The sequence below is a fragment of the Roseicella frigidaeris genome (assembly GCF_003258945.1).
GTDB lineage: Bacteria > Pseudomonadota > Alphaproteobacteria > Acetobacterales > Acetobacteraceae > Paracraurococcus > Paracraurococcus frigidaeris.
In genome coordinates this window covers 26,809-42,862 of the sequence record NZ_QLIX01000016.1, presented here as the reverse complement: position 1 = coordinate 42,862, position 16,054 = coordinate 26,809, and the positions used below count along the sequence as shown (strand labels likewise).

The following is a 16,054-nucleotide window of genomic DNA, read 5'->3' as shown; positions in this document are numbered from 1 at the left end:
GAGGCCGGCGGCGCCGTTGCACGGCCGGGGATGCGGCGCCGCCGCTCACCCCGCATCGGGCGCGACGACGATCCCCTCCTGCGGCCGCAGCCGGCCGGCAGGCGGCGGCGCGCCATGGGTCGAGAGCAGCGCCGCGCCCTGCCAGGGCGGCGCGGCCGGCGCGGCGCCGCAGTTGAGCAGGACCAGCAGGCGCCGTCCGGTCGCCAGGTCCAGCCGCTCGTAGCGCAGCACCTCCCCCGTGGCCTCGACCGCCTCGATGGCCCCGAGGGCGAGGGCCGGTTCCCGCCGCCGCAGCGCCAGCAGCGCGCGGTAGAGCGAGAGCATGGAGCCCGGATCCCCGGCCTGCGCCGCGACGGAGGCGGCGCGATGCGCCGCGCCGAGCGGCAGCCAGGGCGTGCCGGTGGTGAAGCCGCCCTCCGGCCCGTCATCCCAGGGCATCGGCGTGCGCACCGGGTCGCGGCCGAGGCCGAGGCCCGGCACGCGCTTCTCCCAGGGGTCCTGCACCTGCGCGGGCTCGATCCGCACATCGGTGAGGCCGAGTTCCTCGCCCTGGTAGATGGTCGGCGTGCCGCGCAGGGTGAGCAGCAGCATGGCGGCGACGCGCGCCTGCGCCGGGCCGAGGCGGCTGGCGACGCGGCTGCGGTCGTGGTTGCCGAGCACCCAGTTCGGCCAGGCGCCCTCCGGCAGCGCCGCCTCGTAGCGGCGGATCAGCGCCGCGATGGCCTCCGCCTGCCAGGGCGTCGAGAGCAGGTGGAAGTTGAAGGGCAGGTGGAAGCCGCCGAGCGCCTCGCCGTAATAGGCCATCAGCCGGTCGATCGGCAGATAGGCCTCGCCGATCAGCAGCCGGTGGCCGGGATAGGCGTTGCTGACGCGGCGCATGGCGGCGATCGCCGACTGCACCTCCGGCTGGTCCATGGTGCGGGCGCGCAGCAACCGGCGCGCCGGCGACTGGCCGGGCCGCCAGTCCGGGTCGGGCGGATTGTCGCGCAGGCAGGCATCCTCGATCAGGTGGTGGATGGCATCCACCCGGAAGCCGTCCACGCCGCGGTCGAGCCAGAAGCGCAGCACCGCCAGCATGGCATCCTGCACCTCCGGGTTGCGCCAGTTGAGGTCGGGCTGCTGCGGCAAATAGGCGTGGTAGAAATACTGGCCGGTCGCCGGATCGAGCGTCCAGGCGCTGCCGCCGAACTCGCTCAGCCAATTGTTGGGCGGGCCGCCATCCGGCGCGCGGTCGCGCCAGACATACCAGTCGCGCTTCGGGTCGGTGCGCGCGGCGCGGCTGGCGCGGAACCAGGGATGCGTGTCGGCGGTGTGGTTCGGCACGTAGTCGAGGATCACGCGCAGCCCGCGGGCCTGCGCCGCGGCGGCCAGCGCATCGAAATCCGCGAGGCGCCCGAAGACCGGATCGACATCGCAGTGATCGGCCACGTCATAGCCGAAATCCGCCATCGGCGAGGGATAGAAGGGCGAGATCCAGACCGCGTCGACGCCAAGCGCGAAGAGGTGATCGAGGCGGGCGGCGATGCCCGGCAGGTCGCCGATGCCGTCGCCGTCGCTGTCCTGGAACGAACGCGGATAGACCTGGTAGATCACCCCGTCCTGCCACCATGGCGGCATGCGCTCAGTCCCGGCCCAGCCCATGGCCCGGCCCATGGCGGGCGCGGCGCGCGGCGGTCGAGGACAGGCCCGGCGGGCGGTGCCGCCCGGCCGCCAGCGCGACGAGGAAGGTCTTCACGGGACAACCTCCGGCAGCAGGCAAGCGCAAACCTTCCAGCTTTGCGGGGGTTCCCACAATGGTTTTCCACCGCCCTCGGCCGGCCCGCCGAACCGGCGCGCCGCGACGCCGTTCTGGCCGGCATGGCCCGCGCCCGCCGCGGGCCCCCTCTGGAAGGACAGACCATGATGGATCGTCGCATCGCCCTGCTCGGCTCCGCCGGCCTCGCCGCGCTCTCCCTCGCGCCCCGCCTCGCCGCCGCGCAGGTGGCCACCGTGCCGCGCGTCTCGCCGGGCGAGTATAAGAGCCGCACGCTGATGGGCGGCAGCCTGTCGAAGGAAACCAGCCAGCTCGCGCTGCAGCGGGCGCAGCACCGGCAGGTGAAGCAGTTCGCCGGCTTCGAGATCGCCGAGCAGACCGTGCTCGCGCAGGTGCTGACGAACTCCGAGAACCCCGCGCCGGTCAAGCTCGACGCCGACCACGCGGCGGTGCTGCAAACCCTGCAGGCGCAGCAGGGCGCCGCCTTCGACCGCGCCTATGTGCTCGGCCAGATCCAGCAGCACCAAGCGCTGCTGCTGGTGCAGCAGGGCTATCTGGAGAACACCAACCGCAGCGAGGACACGCAGCACATCGCCGCCCTCGCCCGGGTCTCGATCCAGCAGCACCTGGTGATGCTGCAGGAGCTGGCGCAGATGCTGGGCTGAGGCAGGCGGCGCGGCCTCAGCCGCGCAGCAGGCCGCTGACGAAGCCGGCGAGCCAGGGCTGACGGTTGCGATGGGTGCGCGCGGCATGCAGCACGGCGCGCACCGCGGCGACGGTCGTCGCGAAATCCTCGTTCACCAGCACGTGGTCGAACTCGTCCCAGTGCTCCATCTCGGTGCGGGCCGCCTGCATGCGCCGGGCGATCTCCTCCTCGGCGTCCTGGCCGCGGCCGCGCATGCGCCGCTCCAGCTCGGCGAGGCTCGGCGGCAGCAGGAAGATGCCGACGACATCGTCCGGCATCGAGGCCTTGAGCTGGCGGTGGCCCTGCCACTCGATGTCGAAGAGCACGTCCTGGCCGGCGGCCAGCGCCTGCTCCACCGGCGCCCGCGGCGTGCCATAGGCGTGGCCGAGGAAACTTGCATGCTCGAGGAACTCGCCCGCCGCGACGCCGGCGGCGAAGGCCTCCGGGGTGCGGAAATGGTAGTGCAGCCCGTCCTGCTCCCCCGGCCGCGGCGACCGCGTGGTGGCGCTGACGGAGAGGGAGAGCTCCGGCTCGGTCGCCAGCAGGGCGCGCGAGACGCTGGTCTTGCCGCCCCCCGGGGCCGCGGCGAGGACCAGGCAGAGCCCCCGCCGCCCGGGCTGCGTCATCCCCGGCGGGGCAGGGCCGCGCCGCTGCTCATTCGACATTCGCCGCCTGCTCCCGCAGCCGCTCGATGGCCGCCTTGAGGTCGAGGCCGATGCGCGTCAGCGGCACCGTCGCGGATTTGGCGCAGAGGGTATTGGCCTCGCGCACGAATTCCTGGGTCAGGAAATCGAGCTTGCGCCCCGCCCCCTCGCCCGCGGCGAGCAGCGCCCGCGCCGCCTCGATATGGGCGGCGAGCCGGTCCAGCTCCTCCCGGACATCGGATTTCTGCGCCAGCAGCGCCACCTCCTGCGCCAGCCGCTCCGGCGGCATGCGGGCGATGCCGCCCTCGCCGAGCAGCCCCGCCACCTGCTCCAGCAGCCGGGCCCGCTGCGCCTCGGGCTGGCCGGCCGCCTCGGCCGCCGCAGCCTCGCGCAGCGCGGCGATCTCGTCCAGCAGCCCGGCCAGGATGGCGCGGAGCTTGCCACCCTCGGCCTGCCGCGCCGCGACCAGGCCGGCCAGCGCCGCCTCGAAGGCGGCGGCGAGGGCGCCGCGCCGCGCCGCCTCCGCCGCCTCGTCGCTCTCCGCCGTCTCGGCCCGCAGCACGCCGGGCAGGGCCAGCAGCGCCTCGGGGCGCGGCGGCGGCGCCCCGGGGATGCGGGCGGCGAGGTCGAGGGCGAGGTGCAGCGCCTGGTCGAGCGCCGCCGGGTCGACGGCCAGCCGCGGCCGCTCCTCCCGCTTCAGGGTGAGGGTCGCCGAGACGTTGCCGCGCTTCAGGCGCCGGGTGGTCGCCTCCCGCAGCGCCGGCTCCAGCGCCTCCTGGCCGCCCGGCAGGCGCAGGCGGAGATCGAGGCCGCGGCCGTTCACGCTGCGGATCTCCCAGGCGAAGGCGGCGCCGTCCGGGAGGTGCCCGCTCTCGCGCGCGAAGCCGGTCATGCTCATAAGGGTGCCCATCGGGCGGTTTCTCCCGCCTCGGGGGATCGGATGCAAGCGATGCGGCAGCAGCAGGCGACGGGCGGGGCGACGCGGCCGGACCACCCCTGGCGGCACGTGCTGCTGACCGGCGCCTCCTCCGGCATCGGCCAGGCCCTGGCGCTCGCCTGCGCCCGGCCGGGGGCGGTGCTGCATCTCGGCGGGCGGGACGCGGCCCGACTCGAGGCGACCGCCGAGGCCTGCCGCGCCGCCGGTGCCACCGCCCTGCCGCAAGCCATCGATGTGCGCGACGCCGCGGCGATGCGGGGCTGGATCGCCGGGGCGGGGCGGCTCGACCTGGTCATCGCCAATGCCGGCATCTCGGCCGGCACCGGCGGCGCGACGGAGCCGCCGGAGCAGGCGCGGGCGATCTTCGAGACCAATGTGACCGGGGCGCTGAACACCGCGTTGCCGGCGATCGACGCCATGGCCGCCCAGGCGCCGGGGTCGGGGGGGCTGCGCGGCAGGGTCGCCGTCATCGCCTCCATCGCCGCCTTCATTGCGGTGCCCGGGGCGCCGGCCTATTGCGCCAGCAAGGCGGCGGTGCAGCGCTGGGCGGAGGCGCTGGACGCCACCGAGCGCCGCCGCGGCATCCGGCTGCACGCCGTCTGCCCCGGCTATATCCGCACCCCGATGACGGCGGCCAACCGCTTCCCCATGCCGCTGCTGATGGAGCCCGGGGAGGCGGCGCGGCGGGCGCTGGCCGGCATCGCCGCCGGCCGGCTGCGGATCGCCTTCCCCTGGCCAATCTACCTCGCGGCGCGGCTGGGCGGGGCGCTGCCGCCCGGGCTGCGCGCCGCGCTCTTCGCCATGGCGCCGGCCAAGGGGATGCTGCCGGGGGTGGGGTGACCGCCTAGGGCACTCCTCCTGAACACCGGTTCAGGAGGAGCGCCCCAGACTATTGTTTTCAGAGCATCTTCACCTGTCCGGATGAGGTCATCCGGACAGGATCTGCTCTAGCGCGGCGTCTCGCCCGGCGCGGCCTCCGCCACCACCGTCTTCGCCGGCGCCTTGGGGGGGCTGCCGGCGCGCCGGCCGCGCCCGGCCCGCTTGGCCAGCAGGTTCAGCCCCTCCACCGCCGCGGCGAAGGCCATGGCGACGTAGACGAAGCCCTTCGGCACGTGGAAGCCGAGCCCCTCCGCCACCAGCACCATGCCGATCATCACCAGGAAGGCCAGCGCCAGCATCACCACCGTCGGGTTGCGCTCCATGAAGCGCGAGAGCGCGTCCATCGAGAGCAGCATGGCCAGCACCGAGACGACGATGGCGGTGGCGATCACCCAGTACTCGCGGGTCAGCGCCACCGCGGCCAGGATGGAATCCACCGAGAAGACCATGTCGAGCAGCAGGATCTGGAAGACGGTGGGCCAGAACAGCGCCATGGCGGCATTCGCCACCGTCGTCGCCTCCTGGCTGGCGGGATCGACCCGGTGGTGGATCTCGATCGTCGCCTTGCCGATCAGGAACAGCCCGCCGGACAGCAGGATGAGGTCCTTGCCCGAGATCGCCATGCCGGAGACCTCGAAGAGCGGCCGGGTCAGGCTCAGCAGCCAGCCGGTGCCGGCCAGCATGGCGAAGCGCATCAGCACGGCGAGGCCAAGGCCGATCCGCCGCGCCTTCACCCGCTGGTGCTCCGGCAGGCGGTTCGAGAGGATGGCGATGAAGACCAGGTTGTCGATGCCCAGCACCACCTCCATGCCGATCAGGGCGATGAGGGCGACGACGATCTCGCTGTCCATTCTGCTTCTGTCCCGAATTACCGCCGCGTAACGCGAATCTCGCGCCTGTGTTGCCGGCCTTGGATCGGGCCGCAAGAGCCTTATCTCGCCAGGAACGTCTTCGGCCCGCCGCGTTTGCCTGCCCAAGGCCGTCCTTCCGGCGCCCGCGGCGTGGCGGATCCGGGGGGCGGCCCCCCTTACCAGGAGCGTCCCGCTTGGGCCCCGCCGGCCAGCTTCGCCTCGCCTTCCGCCTCGCCCGCCGCGAATTGCGCGGCGGCCTCCGCTCGCTCCGGATCGTCCTCGCCTGCCTCGCCCTCGGCGTCGCGGCCATCGCCGCCGTCGGCACGCTCCGCGCCGGCATCGCCGCCGGGCTGGCGGCGGATGGCGCCCGGCTGCTCGGCGGCGATGTCGAGCTGCGCAGCGGCAACCGCCCCGCCCCGCCCGAGGCGCGCGCCTGGATCGAGGCGCGCGGCGGCCGGGTCTCCGAGGCGGTGACGCTCCGCTCCATGCTGGTCGCCCCCTCGGGCGAGCGGCTGCTGGTCGAGCTGAAGGCGGTGGATGCCGCCTATCCCCTCTATGGCGCGCTGCTGCTCGACCCGCCCATCCCCCTCGGCACGGCGCAGGAGATGGGCGCGGTGCCGATCCTCCAGGGCGGGCCGGCGGCGGAGGCGGCGATGAACGCCCCGCGCGTCGCCCTCGACCCGCTGGTGGCGGAGCGGCTCGGCCTCGTGGCCGGCGACACGGTGCGCCTCGGCGAGGCGGGCTTCCGCTTCGCCGCCCGCATCCTCGCCGAGCCGGACAAGGCGACCAGCCCGGCCTTGTTCGGCCCGCGCGCCTTGATCACCACCGCGATGCTGGAGCGCACCCGGCTGCTGCAACCGGGCGCGCTGGTGCAGCACGATCTCCGCATCCGCCTGCCCGAGGGCGCCTCCCGCGCCCGCTTCGCCGCCGCGCTGCGGGCCGCCTTCCCCGGCGAGGGCTGGCGGATCCGCACCGCCGACCAGGCCGAGCCGGGGGTGAACCGCTTCCTCGACCGCGCCGCCGCCTTCCTCACCCTGGCCGGGCTCACCGCGCTGCTGGTCGGCGGCATCGGCGTCGCCACCGGGGTGCATGGCTGGCTGCAGGCGCGGGCGCGCTCCATCGCCACGCTGCGCTGCCTCGGCGCGCCCGCCCCGGTCGTCTTCCTCACCTATCTGCTGCAGGTGCTGGCGCTGGCCGGCATCGGCATCCTGATCGGGCTGCTGGCCGGCTACGGGCTGACCTGGGCGGCGGCGCAGGCGCTCGCCGGCAGCCTGCCGGTGCCGCCGCGCCTCGCCCCCTATCCGGCGCCGCTTGCCCTCGCCGCCCTCTACGGGCTGCTGACCGCGCTGGCCTTCGCCCTCTGGCCGCTCGGCCGGGCGGCGCGCATCCCGGGGGCGGCGCTGTTCCGCGACGCGGTGCAGCCCAACGGCGCCTGGCCCGGGCGCGGCGTGCTGGCGCTGAGCCTCGCCGCCGGGGCGGCGCTGGTCGGGCTGATCGTCCTCACCGCCGAGGACCGGGCCTTCGCCCTCGGCTTCTGCGCCGCCGCCCTCGCCGCGCTGGCGCTGTTCCGCGCCGGCGCCTGGGGGCTGGCGGCGTTGGCCCGGCGGCTCGGCCATCTGCGCCGGCCGGCCTGGCGGCTTGGCCTCGCCAACCTGCACCGGCCGGGGGCGCCGACGGCGCTGCTGGTCGTCTCGCTCGGCATCGGGCTGACGACGCTCGCGGCCATCGCCCAGATCGAGGGCAATCTCCGCCGCCAGCTCGCCGCCGAGATGCCGGCGCGGGCACCGAATTTCTTCTTCATCGATATCCAGCCCGACCAGGCGCCGCGCTTCGCCGCGCTGGCGCGGGGCCTGCCGGGCGTGACCGAGGTGCGGCAGGTGCCGAGCCTCCGCGCCCGCATCGTGGCGCTGAAGGGCGTGCCGGCGGAGCGGGCGCCGGTGAGCGAGGAGAGCGCCTGGGCGCTGCGCGGCGATCGCGGCCTCACCTATGCCGCGACGCCACCCGAGGGGACGCGGCTGGTCGAGGGCCAGTGGTGGGCGCCGGACTATCGCGGCCCGCCGCTGCTCTCGCTCGATGCCGGGCTCGCCCGCGGCTGGGGGGTGGGGATCGGCGACAGCATCACCGTCAACGTGCTCGGGCGGGACATCCCGCTGCAGGTGGCCAACCTCCGCGCCGTCGACTGGCGCGGGCTTGGCATGAACTTCACCCTGGTCGGCTCGCCGGGGCTGCTGGAGGCGGCGCCGCACACGAACATCGCCACGCTGCGCGGCGACCCGGCGCAGGATGCGGCGGTGCTGCGGGCGCTGACCGACGCCTTCCCCAACATCTCCGGCATCCGGGTGCGGGATGCGCTGGAGGCGGTGGCGGCGCTGGTGGGCCGGATCGGCACCGCGCTGTCGGCGACCGGCGGCGTCACCCTGCTGGCCGGGCTGCTGGTGCTGGCCGGGGCCGTCGCCGCCGGACAGCGGCAGCGGGTGCGCGACGCGGTGGTGCTGAAGACGCTGGGGGCGACGCGGGCGCAGATCCGCGCCGCCTGGCTGGTGGAGTACGCGCTGATCGGGCTGGTGGCCGGGCTGCTGGCGGCGCTGGCCGGCAGCCTCGCCGCCTGGGCGGTGGTGACGCAGGTGATGCGCGGCGACTGGGCGCTGCTGCCCGGCACCCTGGCGGCGACGGTGCTCGGCTGCACGCTGCTCACCCTGGCCTGTGGGCAGATCGGCACCGTCCTCGCCTTGCGCGCGAAGCCCGGGCCGTTGTTGCGGAATGAATAGTGGATTTCACGTTTCGCAACATGCAGGATGCCAACGACACGCCTACAGTCGCCTTGCCGGCGGACCGCGCGCCGGCTGGGGCGGTGGCGGGATTCGCGCGGAATCCCGTTGAAACGGGTTACAAACTCTCCATATAACCATGCTGCGGGATATCCCCCCTTGGGAGGCTTGAGACACCTATGGCCCTTCAACCCGACTATCGATACCAGACGGGTGCGCCTGGCTGGGGTCGCACTGCGACCGCCGACGCGGCCGCCGTCGATGCCGGGCTCCGGGCGTACATGCTCCGGGTCTACAACTGGATGGCCTCGGGGCTGCTGCTCACCGGAATCGTGGCGTTCGCGGTGGTGAGCATCCCGGCGATCCAGGAGCTGTTCTACACCATCGGTCGGACGCCCTCGGGCCGGCTCGTGGTGCAGCCGACGCTGCTGTTCTGGGTCGCCGCGCTCTCGCCGCTGGCCTTCACGCTCGTCTTGAGCTTCGGCTACAACCGACTGAGCAAGACGGCGGCGCAAGCCCTGTTCTGGGCCTTCTGCGTCTGCATGGGCGCGAGCCTGAGCAACCTGGCCTGGCGCTACACCGGCGCCTCCATCGCCAGCACCTTCTTCATCGCGGCGGCGATGTACGCGGCGGTCAGCCTCTACGGCTACACCACGCGCGCCGACCTGACGAAGATGGGCAGCCTCATGCTCATGGGCCTGATCGGCATCATCATCGCCGGGCTGGTCAACATGTTCATGCAGAGTTCGGCGCTGCAATTCGCCATCAGCGTCATCGGCGTGGTCGTCTTCCTCGGCCTCACCGCCTATGACACGCAGCGGATCAAGGCCGACTACATCGAGTATTCCTACGCCGCCGGCACGGACGAGGCGGGCAAGCGCAGCGTGATGGACGCGCTGGGCCTCTACCTGAACTTCATCAACCTCTTCACGCTGCTGCTGCAGCTCGTGGGCGTGCGGCAGAGCGACAGCTGAGCCGCCGCCGCGGCACGGCCTGAACAGGGCCCCGGGGGGAAGCCTCCGGGGCCCTTCCTTTTGCGCTATGCTCGGCCGCGGAGGAGGCCCGCCCATGACCACCACCCGACCGACCCTGCCGTCTCGCCTCCCTGGCCCGCTGCTCCCTGGCCCGCCGCACCGCGCCGCGCCGGGGCGCTGCTGAGGTCGGCCATGGGGCAGGATCGCGCGCCGCACGCCCACGACCACGGGCATGCTCATGACCACGGGCATGACCATGGGCACGGCCATGCCCATCACCAGCACGGGCCGCGGCCGGAGGAGCGGGGCTTCGCCCTCGCCGTCTCCCTCAACCTCGGCTTCGTCCTGCTCGAGGGCGCGGCCGGCTTCCTCGCCGGCTCCATGGCGCTGCTCGCCGATGCCGGGCACAACCTCTCCGACGTGCTCGGCCTGGTGCTGGCCTGGGTCGCGGCGCGGCTGACCCGGCGGCTGCCGAGCGCGCGGCGCACCTATGGCTTCCACCGCGGCACCATCCTCGCCGCCCTCGGCAACGCCATGCTGCTGCTGGTCGCGGTCGGGGCGATCGCCCTCGAATCCATCCAGCGCCTGCTGCAGCCGGAGCCGCTGGCCACCGGCTTCATGCTCTGGGTCGCCGCCGCCGGCATCCTGGTGAATGCCGGCACCGCCCTGCTCTTCGCCCGCGGCCGCGAGGCGGACCTCAACCGCCGCGGCGCCTATCTGCACATGGTGGCGGATGCCGGCGTCTCCGCCGGCGTCGTGCTCGGCGCCCTGCTGATCCAGGCCACCGGCTGGTTCTGGGTCGATCCCCTGCTCGGCCTCGCCATCGCCGGCGTCATCTTCTGGAGCAGCTGGGGGCTGCTGCGGGATTCGGTCGATCTCGCCATGGATGCGGTGCCGGCCGGCATCGACCCCGCCGCGGTCGCCGCCTTCCTGCGGGCGCAGCCCGGCGTGCGGGCGGTGCACGACCTGCATATCTGGGCGCTCTCGACCACCGAGACGGCGCTGACCGCGCATCTGGTCCGGCCCGACCGCGCGGCGGATGACGGCTTCCTCGCCGAGACCGGCCGGCAGCTCAAGGCGCGCTTCGGCATCGGCCACGCCACGCTGCAGGTGGAGGCCGGCGACCCGGCCCATCCCTGCGCGCTGGCGCCGGCGGAGACGCTGTAGCGCCCCAGCGCCGATCCTTCGCCGCTCCCGGTTAACCCGGCCGCCTCCGCCGCGTTCGGCACCGGACACGGCGATCGGCAAGGGAGACGGGCGGCGATGCGCGCACTGGTCTGGCACGGCAAGCACGACATCCGATGCGACAGCGTCCCCGATCCGCGGATCGAGCAGCCGCGGGACGCCATCATCCGCGTCACCAGCTGCGCCATCTGCGGCTCCGACCTGCATCTCTACGACAACGTCATCCCCGGCATGGAACGGGGCGACATCATGGGCCACGAGACCATGGGCGTGGTCGAGGAGGTGGGGCCGGATTGCCAGGGGCTGAAGCGCGGCGACCGGGTGGTGATCCCCTTCACCATCACCTGCGGCGAGTGCGAGCAGTGCCGGCGCGGCAATTTCAGCGTCTGCGAGCGCAGCAACCGCAACAAGGGCCTCGGCGACAAGGCCTTCGGCCACACCACCGCCGGCCTCTTCGGCTACACCCACCTGACCGGCGGCTATCCGGGCGGCCAGGCGGAGTATCTCCGCGTGCCCTTCGCCGACCGCACCCATATCAAGGTGCCGGAGAGCCTGACCGACGAGCAGGTGCTCTTCCTCTCCGACATCTTCCCGACCGGCTGGCAGGCCGCCGTGCAGTGCGACATCCAGCCGGAGGACACGGTGGCGGTCTGGGGCTGCGGCCCGGTCGGCCAGATGGCGATCCGCAGCGCCGTCCTGCTCGGCGCCCGCCAGGTCATCGCCATCGACCGCATGCCGGAGCGGCTCTCCATGGCCCAGGCCGGCGGCGCCATCCCAATCGACTTCTCGGCCGAGAGCGTGGTCGAGCGGCTGAACGAGCTGACCCATGGCAAGGGGCCGGAGAAGTGCATCGATGCCGTCGGCATGGAGGCGCATGCCACGGCGACGCTCGATTCGATCTACGACGCGGTGAAGCAGACGGTGATGCTGGAGACCGACCGGCCGCATGTGCTGCGCGAGATGATGTATGTCTGCCGCCCAGCCGGCGTGCTCTCGGTGCCCGGCGTCTATGGCGGGGTGCTGGACAAGGTGCCGTTCGGCATGGCGATGAACAAGGGCCTGACCATCCGCACCGGCCAGACCCATGTGAAGCGCTGGACCGACGACCTGCTGCGGCGGATCGAGCAGGGGCAGATCGACCCCTCCTTCGTCATCACCCACCGCATCGGCCTCGCCGAGGGGCCGGCGATGTACAAGACCTTCCGCGACAAGCAGGATAGCTGCATCAAGGTGGTGATCCGGCCATGAGCGGGCAGGCCATGAGCGGGCAGGCCATGAGCGGGCAGGCCATGGGCGGGCGGGCCCGCCAGGCGCGGGCCGGGCAGGCGCCGCGCGATGCCACCCTCGCCACGGTGCGCGGGCTCGGCTGGTTCAGCCTCGGCCTCGGCCTGGCCGAGATTCTGGCGCCGCACGCCTTCACCCGCGGCTTCGGCCTGCGCGGCCATGAGCGGCTGATCGAGAGCTACGGCGCGCGGGAGATCGCCACCGGTCTCGGCATCCTCGCCAGCCGCGATCCGACGCCCTGGCTCTGGGGCCGGGTGGCCGGGGACGCGCTCGATCTCGGCACCCTCGCCGTCGGCCTGGCCGGCCATGGCCGGCAACGGCAGCGGATCGGCCTCGCCATTGCCGCGGTCGCCGGGGTCGCGGCGCTCGACCTGCTGTGCAGCCGGGCCATGGGGGCGCGACGCCGGCAGGCGCGGCGGCTCGCGCATCGCGACTACGGCGACCGTCGCGGCATGCCGCGGCCGGCGGCGCAGATGCGCGGCGCGGCGCGGGATTTCGAGGTGCCGGCGGATTTCCGCATCCCAGAGCCGCTCCGCCCCTGGACCGGCGGCGCCTGAAGGCGCCGCGGCCTATGCCGCGCAGCCAGGCGAGCCGGAGGTTCGCGCCCGGCGCCTGAGGGCGCCGTTGCTCTCAGATGACCTGGTAGCGCGCCTTCGCCGCCCGCTCGATCGCCCCGGCGATCAGCCGGTCGAGGTCGAGGGCGATGCGCAGGTCCTGGAGGAATTGCAGCTCGCCCTGCGAGGCCTCGCCATCCGCCGCGGCCACCTCGCAGGCCAGCAGGTAGGCGGTCTCGCGCAGCCGCTGCGGCAGGGCGTCGCCGATCAGGGCCATGGCACGGTCGAGCCCGTCCTCGCGCTTCAGCAGATTGAGGCAGGTCTCGGTGACGCTGGCGATGTTCGAGGGATGGAAGTCGCTGAAGACCGGCAGTTCCTGCACCAGCCGGGACATGGCCCCCACCTCGGCATCGGTCATGTTCCGGTCCGAGGCCGCCATCAGCACCATGGCGCAGACCAGCGCCTCCTGCGGGTTGAATCGGGTAATGGGCATGCGACCTCGCTGTTCGGGGGCTGGCCGCGCCGCGGCTGCCGCGATGCCCTCCTGCTCCCCCCGCTGCCGCTCTCGCGCGGGAGGCAGGGCCCGTCAACCAAAGCTATCGTCATGCCGTCAGGACAGGGCCAGGAAGTCCCGCGTCTCGGCCACCGCCTCGGCCAAGCCGGTGCGCCGCACCGGCACCCCCTCCGGCAGCCCGGCCAGCAGGCGGGAGGGGCAGGAGCGGTCGAGCAGGACGAAGACGCCGCGGTCGTCGGCGCGGCGGATCAGCCGGCCGAAGGCCTGGCGCAGCCGGTGCCGGGCCAGCGCGTCGTCATAGGCCTTGGGGTCGCCGCCGGAGAGGTGGATCCGCCGCTCCCGGTGCAGGATGGAGGGGCGCGGCCAGGGCACCCGGTCGAAGACCAGCAGCCGCAGCGAGCGTCCCGGCACGTCGACGCCGTCGCGCATCGCATCCGTCCCCAGCAGGCAGGCATCCTCCTCGGCGCGGAAGACATCGACCAGGGTCGCGTTGTCCATGGCATCGACATGCTGGGCATAGAGCGGGATGCCGCGCGCCTCCAGGCCCGGGGCCATGCGGTGGAAGCTCTCGCGCAGCCGGCGGATGGCGGTGAAGAGGCCGAGCCCGCCGCCGCCGGCGGCGAGGAACAGCGCCTGCATCGCCGCCGCCACCTGGCCGGAGCGGGCCTTGTCGACATCGGTGACGACGAAGGCGCGGGTGCGGGCGGCATAGTCGAAGGGCGAGGGCACGGCGGCGCGGATCGCCGGCACCGGCAGGTGGCTCGCCCCGGTGCGCGCCTCGGCCGCCGCCCAGGCCGCCTCGGGCGCCTCGGCGAGGCCGGCATCGCGCAGCGTCGCCGAGGTGACGAGCAGCCCATGCGCCGGCGCCGCGACGGTCAGCGCGAAGGGCATGGTGGGGTCGAGCCAGTGGCGGTGCATGCCGGCATCCACCTCCCGCCCCTCGCGCCGGGTCAGCGCCAGCCAGTCGACGAAGGTGCGGCGCTCCCCCGGGGCCGAGGGCGGCTCGCGCAGGCTGCGCAGCATGGCCTGCCAGGCGCGCAGCGGGATCAGGGCGCGGCGCTCGATGCCCCGGGCCGCGGTCTCGATGCGGATGCGGTCGCCGGTCTCGAGCTCCTCCACCTCGTCCTCGAGCCGCGCGGCGAGGCGGTCCCGCAGCAGGACCAGCGGCTCCTCGATCCGCTTCAGCGCCCGCTCCAGCGCCTCGGCCGCGTCCGGGATGTCCTCGCCCAGCGGGTGGAGGTCGCATTCGGCGTCGTAGAGCCCCTCCTCCTCCGGCGCCCGCGCCAGCACCTGCCGGCGGACGGCGCGAAGAAACTGCTCGGTGGGATTGGCCGGCCGTTCCCGCGCCGAGGAGAGGGCGGGCAGAGCGGCCGCCTCCCCCGCCGCATCGCTCTCCACCAATGCCGGGTCGGGCGCCGGGCCGGGTGCCGGATCGGGCCTGGGGCGCGGCGCCTCCGACAGCCGGGTGACCCAGCCGAGGCCGGGCAGCGCCCGCGCCGCCTGCAACGCCGCCTCCATTGGCGGCAGCAGCTCGGGGATGTCGCCGGCCAGCTCCTCGATCCGCCGCCGCAGCCCGCGGGCCCGGCTGCGGCCGCCCTCGGCGCCGAGCAGCCAGCGCCGCAGCTCGGCCGTCTCGGCGCCGGTGATGGCGGCGCTGAAGGCGGCATCCGCGGCATCGAACAGGTGGTGGCCCTCGTCGAAGACGTAGCGCAGCGGCTTGCCGTCCTCGCCGCCGCCGAGCGCCGCCTGCACCATCACCAGCGCATGGTTGGCGACGACGAGGCTGGCGCCGCGGGCGCGGCGGATGGAATGCTCGACATAGCACTGCTTGTAGCGGGGGCAGGCGGAGCGGATGCATTCGCCGCGCCGGTCGGCCAGCGGCCAGATCGCCGCCGGCCCGTGCAGCTCCACGATCCAGCCCGGGAAGTCGCCGCCCATGAGGTCGCCGTCGCGCGTCGCCAGCGCCCAGCGGGCGACCAGGCCGAGCGGCACCGCCAGGTCGGGATGCGTGGCCTGGCCGAGCATCTCCTCCATGTTGAGCAGGCAGAGATAGTTCTCCCGCCCCTTGCGGACGACGACGCGGCGGCGGCGCTCCTCCGGCTCGGGATAGAGGCGGCCGAGCTCCTGGTCGATCTGCCGTTGCAGGTTGCGGGTGTAGGTGGAGATCCAGACCGGGGCGCCGTTGCGCTCGGCCCAGAGGCTGGCCGGGGCGATGTAGCCGAGCGTCTTGCCGGTGCCGGTGCCGGCCTCGGCGAGCACCAGATGCGGCGCGCCGCGATCCTCGCGCGGGGCAAAGGCGCCGGCGGCGGCCGAGGCGTAGTCGCCCTGGCTCGGCCGCTGCTCCGCCCCCTCGCCGAGGATGGCGCCGAGCCGGGCGCGCGCCTCGGCCGGGGAGACCTCGAAGCTCGCCGGCGGCGGGGCGGGGCCGGGATCCTCCCAGTCCGGCAGGCGGCGCCAGACCTTGTAGGGGTCGAGCGAGGGTTTCGCCTCCGGCTCCCCCAGCGCCGCCAGCACCGCCTCGGCCCAGGGCCAGCCCGCCGCCTGCCGCATCTGCGCCGCGAGGATCGCGGCATCGCGGTTCAGCGGCAGGCCGCGGCCGGCGGCGAGGCGGCGCAGCAGCAGGGTCGCCATCTCCGGCAGCAGCGCGGCGGCCGCGGCGTCGCTCGCCGGCGCCTCGAGCTCGAGGGCGAGCGCCAGGCCGCGCGCGGTCGGCGCCGCCGGGCGCGCCGGCAGGCAGAAGGCGAAGAGCTCCAGCAGGTCGAAGGCCGCGTCGAAGCGCGGCAGGTCGAGCCGGCGGGCCGTGGCCGGCCCATGCACCAGCAGCGGCGGCCCCATGTCCTCCAGCGCCCGCCGCAGCCCGGATGCCGGCAATTCGAGCAACTCCCCCTCGGGGGTCAGCAGGGTGCCGCGCCCATGCGCCGCGACCAGGGCCGGGGCGTCGGGCAGGAGCAGGCGGGGCGGGTGGGGCATGCCGCGCCTGCTCTACAGCGGATCGGGCGCGGGCACGAACACCGTTCCGCCCGTCA

The 16,054-nt window shown here is 74.2% G+C and carries 13 protein-coding genes; 7 read left to right on the top strand and 6 right to left on the bottom strand.

Annotated features, from left to right (window positions below; all coding sequences use genetic code 11):
• Positions 1-45: 45 nt before the first annotated feature.
• A complete protein-coding gene (locus tag DOO78_RS18275) occupies positions 46-1,617 on the bottom strand; it encodes an alpha-amylase family glycosyl hydrolase (protein WP_111471310.1) in 1,572 nt (523 codons plus the stop codon).
• Between the two features lie 285 nt (positions 1,618-1,902).
• Between DOO78_RS18275 and DOO78_RS18270 the strand changes: the two genes are divergently transcribed.
• Positions 1,903-2,418 carry a DUF4142 domain-containing protein gene (locus tag DOO78_RS18270; protein ID WP_165838965.1) on the top strand — a complete coding sequence of 172 codons (516 nt, stop codon included), beginning with the start codon at positions 1,903-1,905 and terminating at the stop codon, positions 2,416-2,418.
• 16 nt (positions 2,419-2,434) lie between these two features.
• Here DOO78_RS18270 and gmk read toward each other — a convergent pair whose 3' ends face one another.
• Positions 2,435-3,064, bottom strand: a complete 630-nt coding sequence (gene gmk, locus DOO78_RS18265) for a guanylate kinase (protein ID WP_111471308.1) — start codon at positions 3,062-3,064, stop codon at positions 2,435-2,437.
• A 28-nt stretch (positions 3,065-3,092) separates the two neighbouring features.
• Entirely contained in the window at positions 3,093-3,992 is a 900-nt protein-coding gene (locus tag DOO78_RS18260; RefSeq protein WP_243634592.1) for a YicC/YloC family endoribonuclease, read from the bottom strand.
• 39 nt (positions 3,993-4,031) lie between these two features.
• Between DOO78_RS18260 and DOO78_RS18255 the strand changes: the two genes are divergently transcribed.
• The gene (locus tag DOO78_RS18255; protein ID WP_111471307.1) at positions 4,032-4,859 is read left to right on the top strand and encodes an SDR family NAD(P)-dependent oxidoreductase; all 828 of its coding nucleotides are present in this window, start codon (positions 4,032-4,034) and stop codon (positions 4,857-4,859) included.
• Positions 4,860-4,966: 107 nt separating this feature from the next.
• Here DOO78_RS18255 and DOO78_RS18250 read toward each other — a convergent pair whose 3' ends face one another.
• On the bottom strand, positions 4,967-5,749 hold the full coding sequence (locus tag DOO78_RS18250) for a TerC family protein (RefSeq protein ID WP_111471306.1): 783 nt from the start codon (positions 5,747-5,749) through the stop codon (positions 4,967-4,969).
• A gap of 194 nt (positions 5,750-5,943) precedes the next feature.
• Between DOO78_RS18250 and DOO78_RS18245 the strand changes: the two genes are divergently transcribed.
• The 5 genes from DOO78_RS18245 (at position 5,944) to DOO78_RS18225 (ending at position 12,517) form a co-directional block, all read left to right on the top strand.
• A complete protein-coding gene (locus tag DOO78_RS18245) occupies positions 5,944-8,517 on the top strand; it encodes an ABC transporter permease (RefSeq protein ID WP_111471305.1) in 2,574 nt (857 codons plus the stop codon).
• Between the two features lie 179 nt (positions 8,518-8,696).
• A complete protein-coding gene (locus tag DOO78_RS18240) occupies positions 8,697-9,491 on the top strand; it encodes a Bax inhibitor-1/YccA family protein (protein ID WP_111471304.1) in 795 nt (264 codons plus the stop codon).
• A gap of 192 nt (positions 9,492-9,683) precedes the next feature.
• Positions 9,684-10,658: a cation diffusion facilitator family transporter gene (locus tag DOO78_RS18235; protein ID WP_111471303.1), complete on the top strand. Its 975-nt coding sequence runs from the start codon at positions 9,684-9,686 to the stop codon at positions 10,656-10,658.
• A gap of 96 nt (positions 10,659-10,754) precedes the next feature.
• On the top strand, positions 10,755-11,924 hold the full coding sequence (locus tag DOO78_RS18230) for a zinc-dependent alcohol dehydrogenase (protein WP_111471302.1): 1,170 nt from the start codon (positions 10,755-10,757) through the stop codon (positions 11,922-11,924).
• A gap of 11 nt (positions 11,925-11,935) precedes the next feature.
• Positions 11,936-12,517, top strand: coding sequence for a cyclase dehydrase (locus tag DOO78_RS18225; RefSeq protein WP_207802960.1), 582 nt, complete (start codon positions 11,936-11,938; stop codon positions 12,515-12,517).
• A 73-nt stretch (positions 12,518-12,590) separates the two neighbouring features.
• On the opposite strand, the gene DOO78_RS18220 is transcribed toward DOO78_RS18225, so the two are convergent.
• Both DOO78_RS18220 and DOO78_RS18215 read right to left on the bottom strand, forming a co-directional pair.
• Complete coding sequence (locus DOO78_RS18220; RefSeq protein ID WP_111471301.1) at positions 12,591-13,007, bottom strand: tellurite resistance TerB family protein; 417 nt, start codon at positions 13,005-13,007, stop codon at positions 12,591-12,593.
• 117 nt (positions 13,008-13,124) lie between these two features.
• Positions 13,125-15,998, bottom strand: a complete 2,874-nt coding sequence (locus DOO78_RS18215; RefSeq protein ID WP_111471300.1) for an ATP-dependent DNA helicase — start codon at positions 15,996-15,998, stop codon at positions 13,125-13,127.
• Positions 15,999-16,054: the final 56 nt, after the last annotated feature.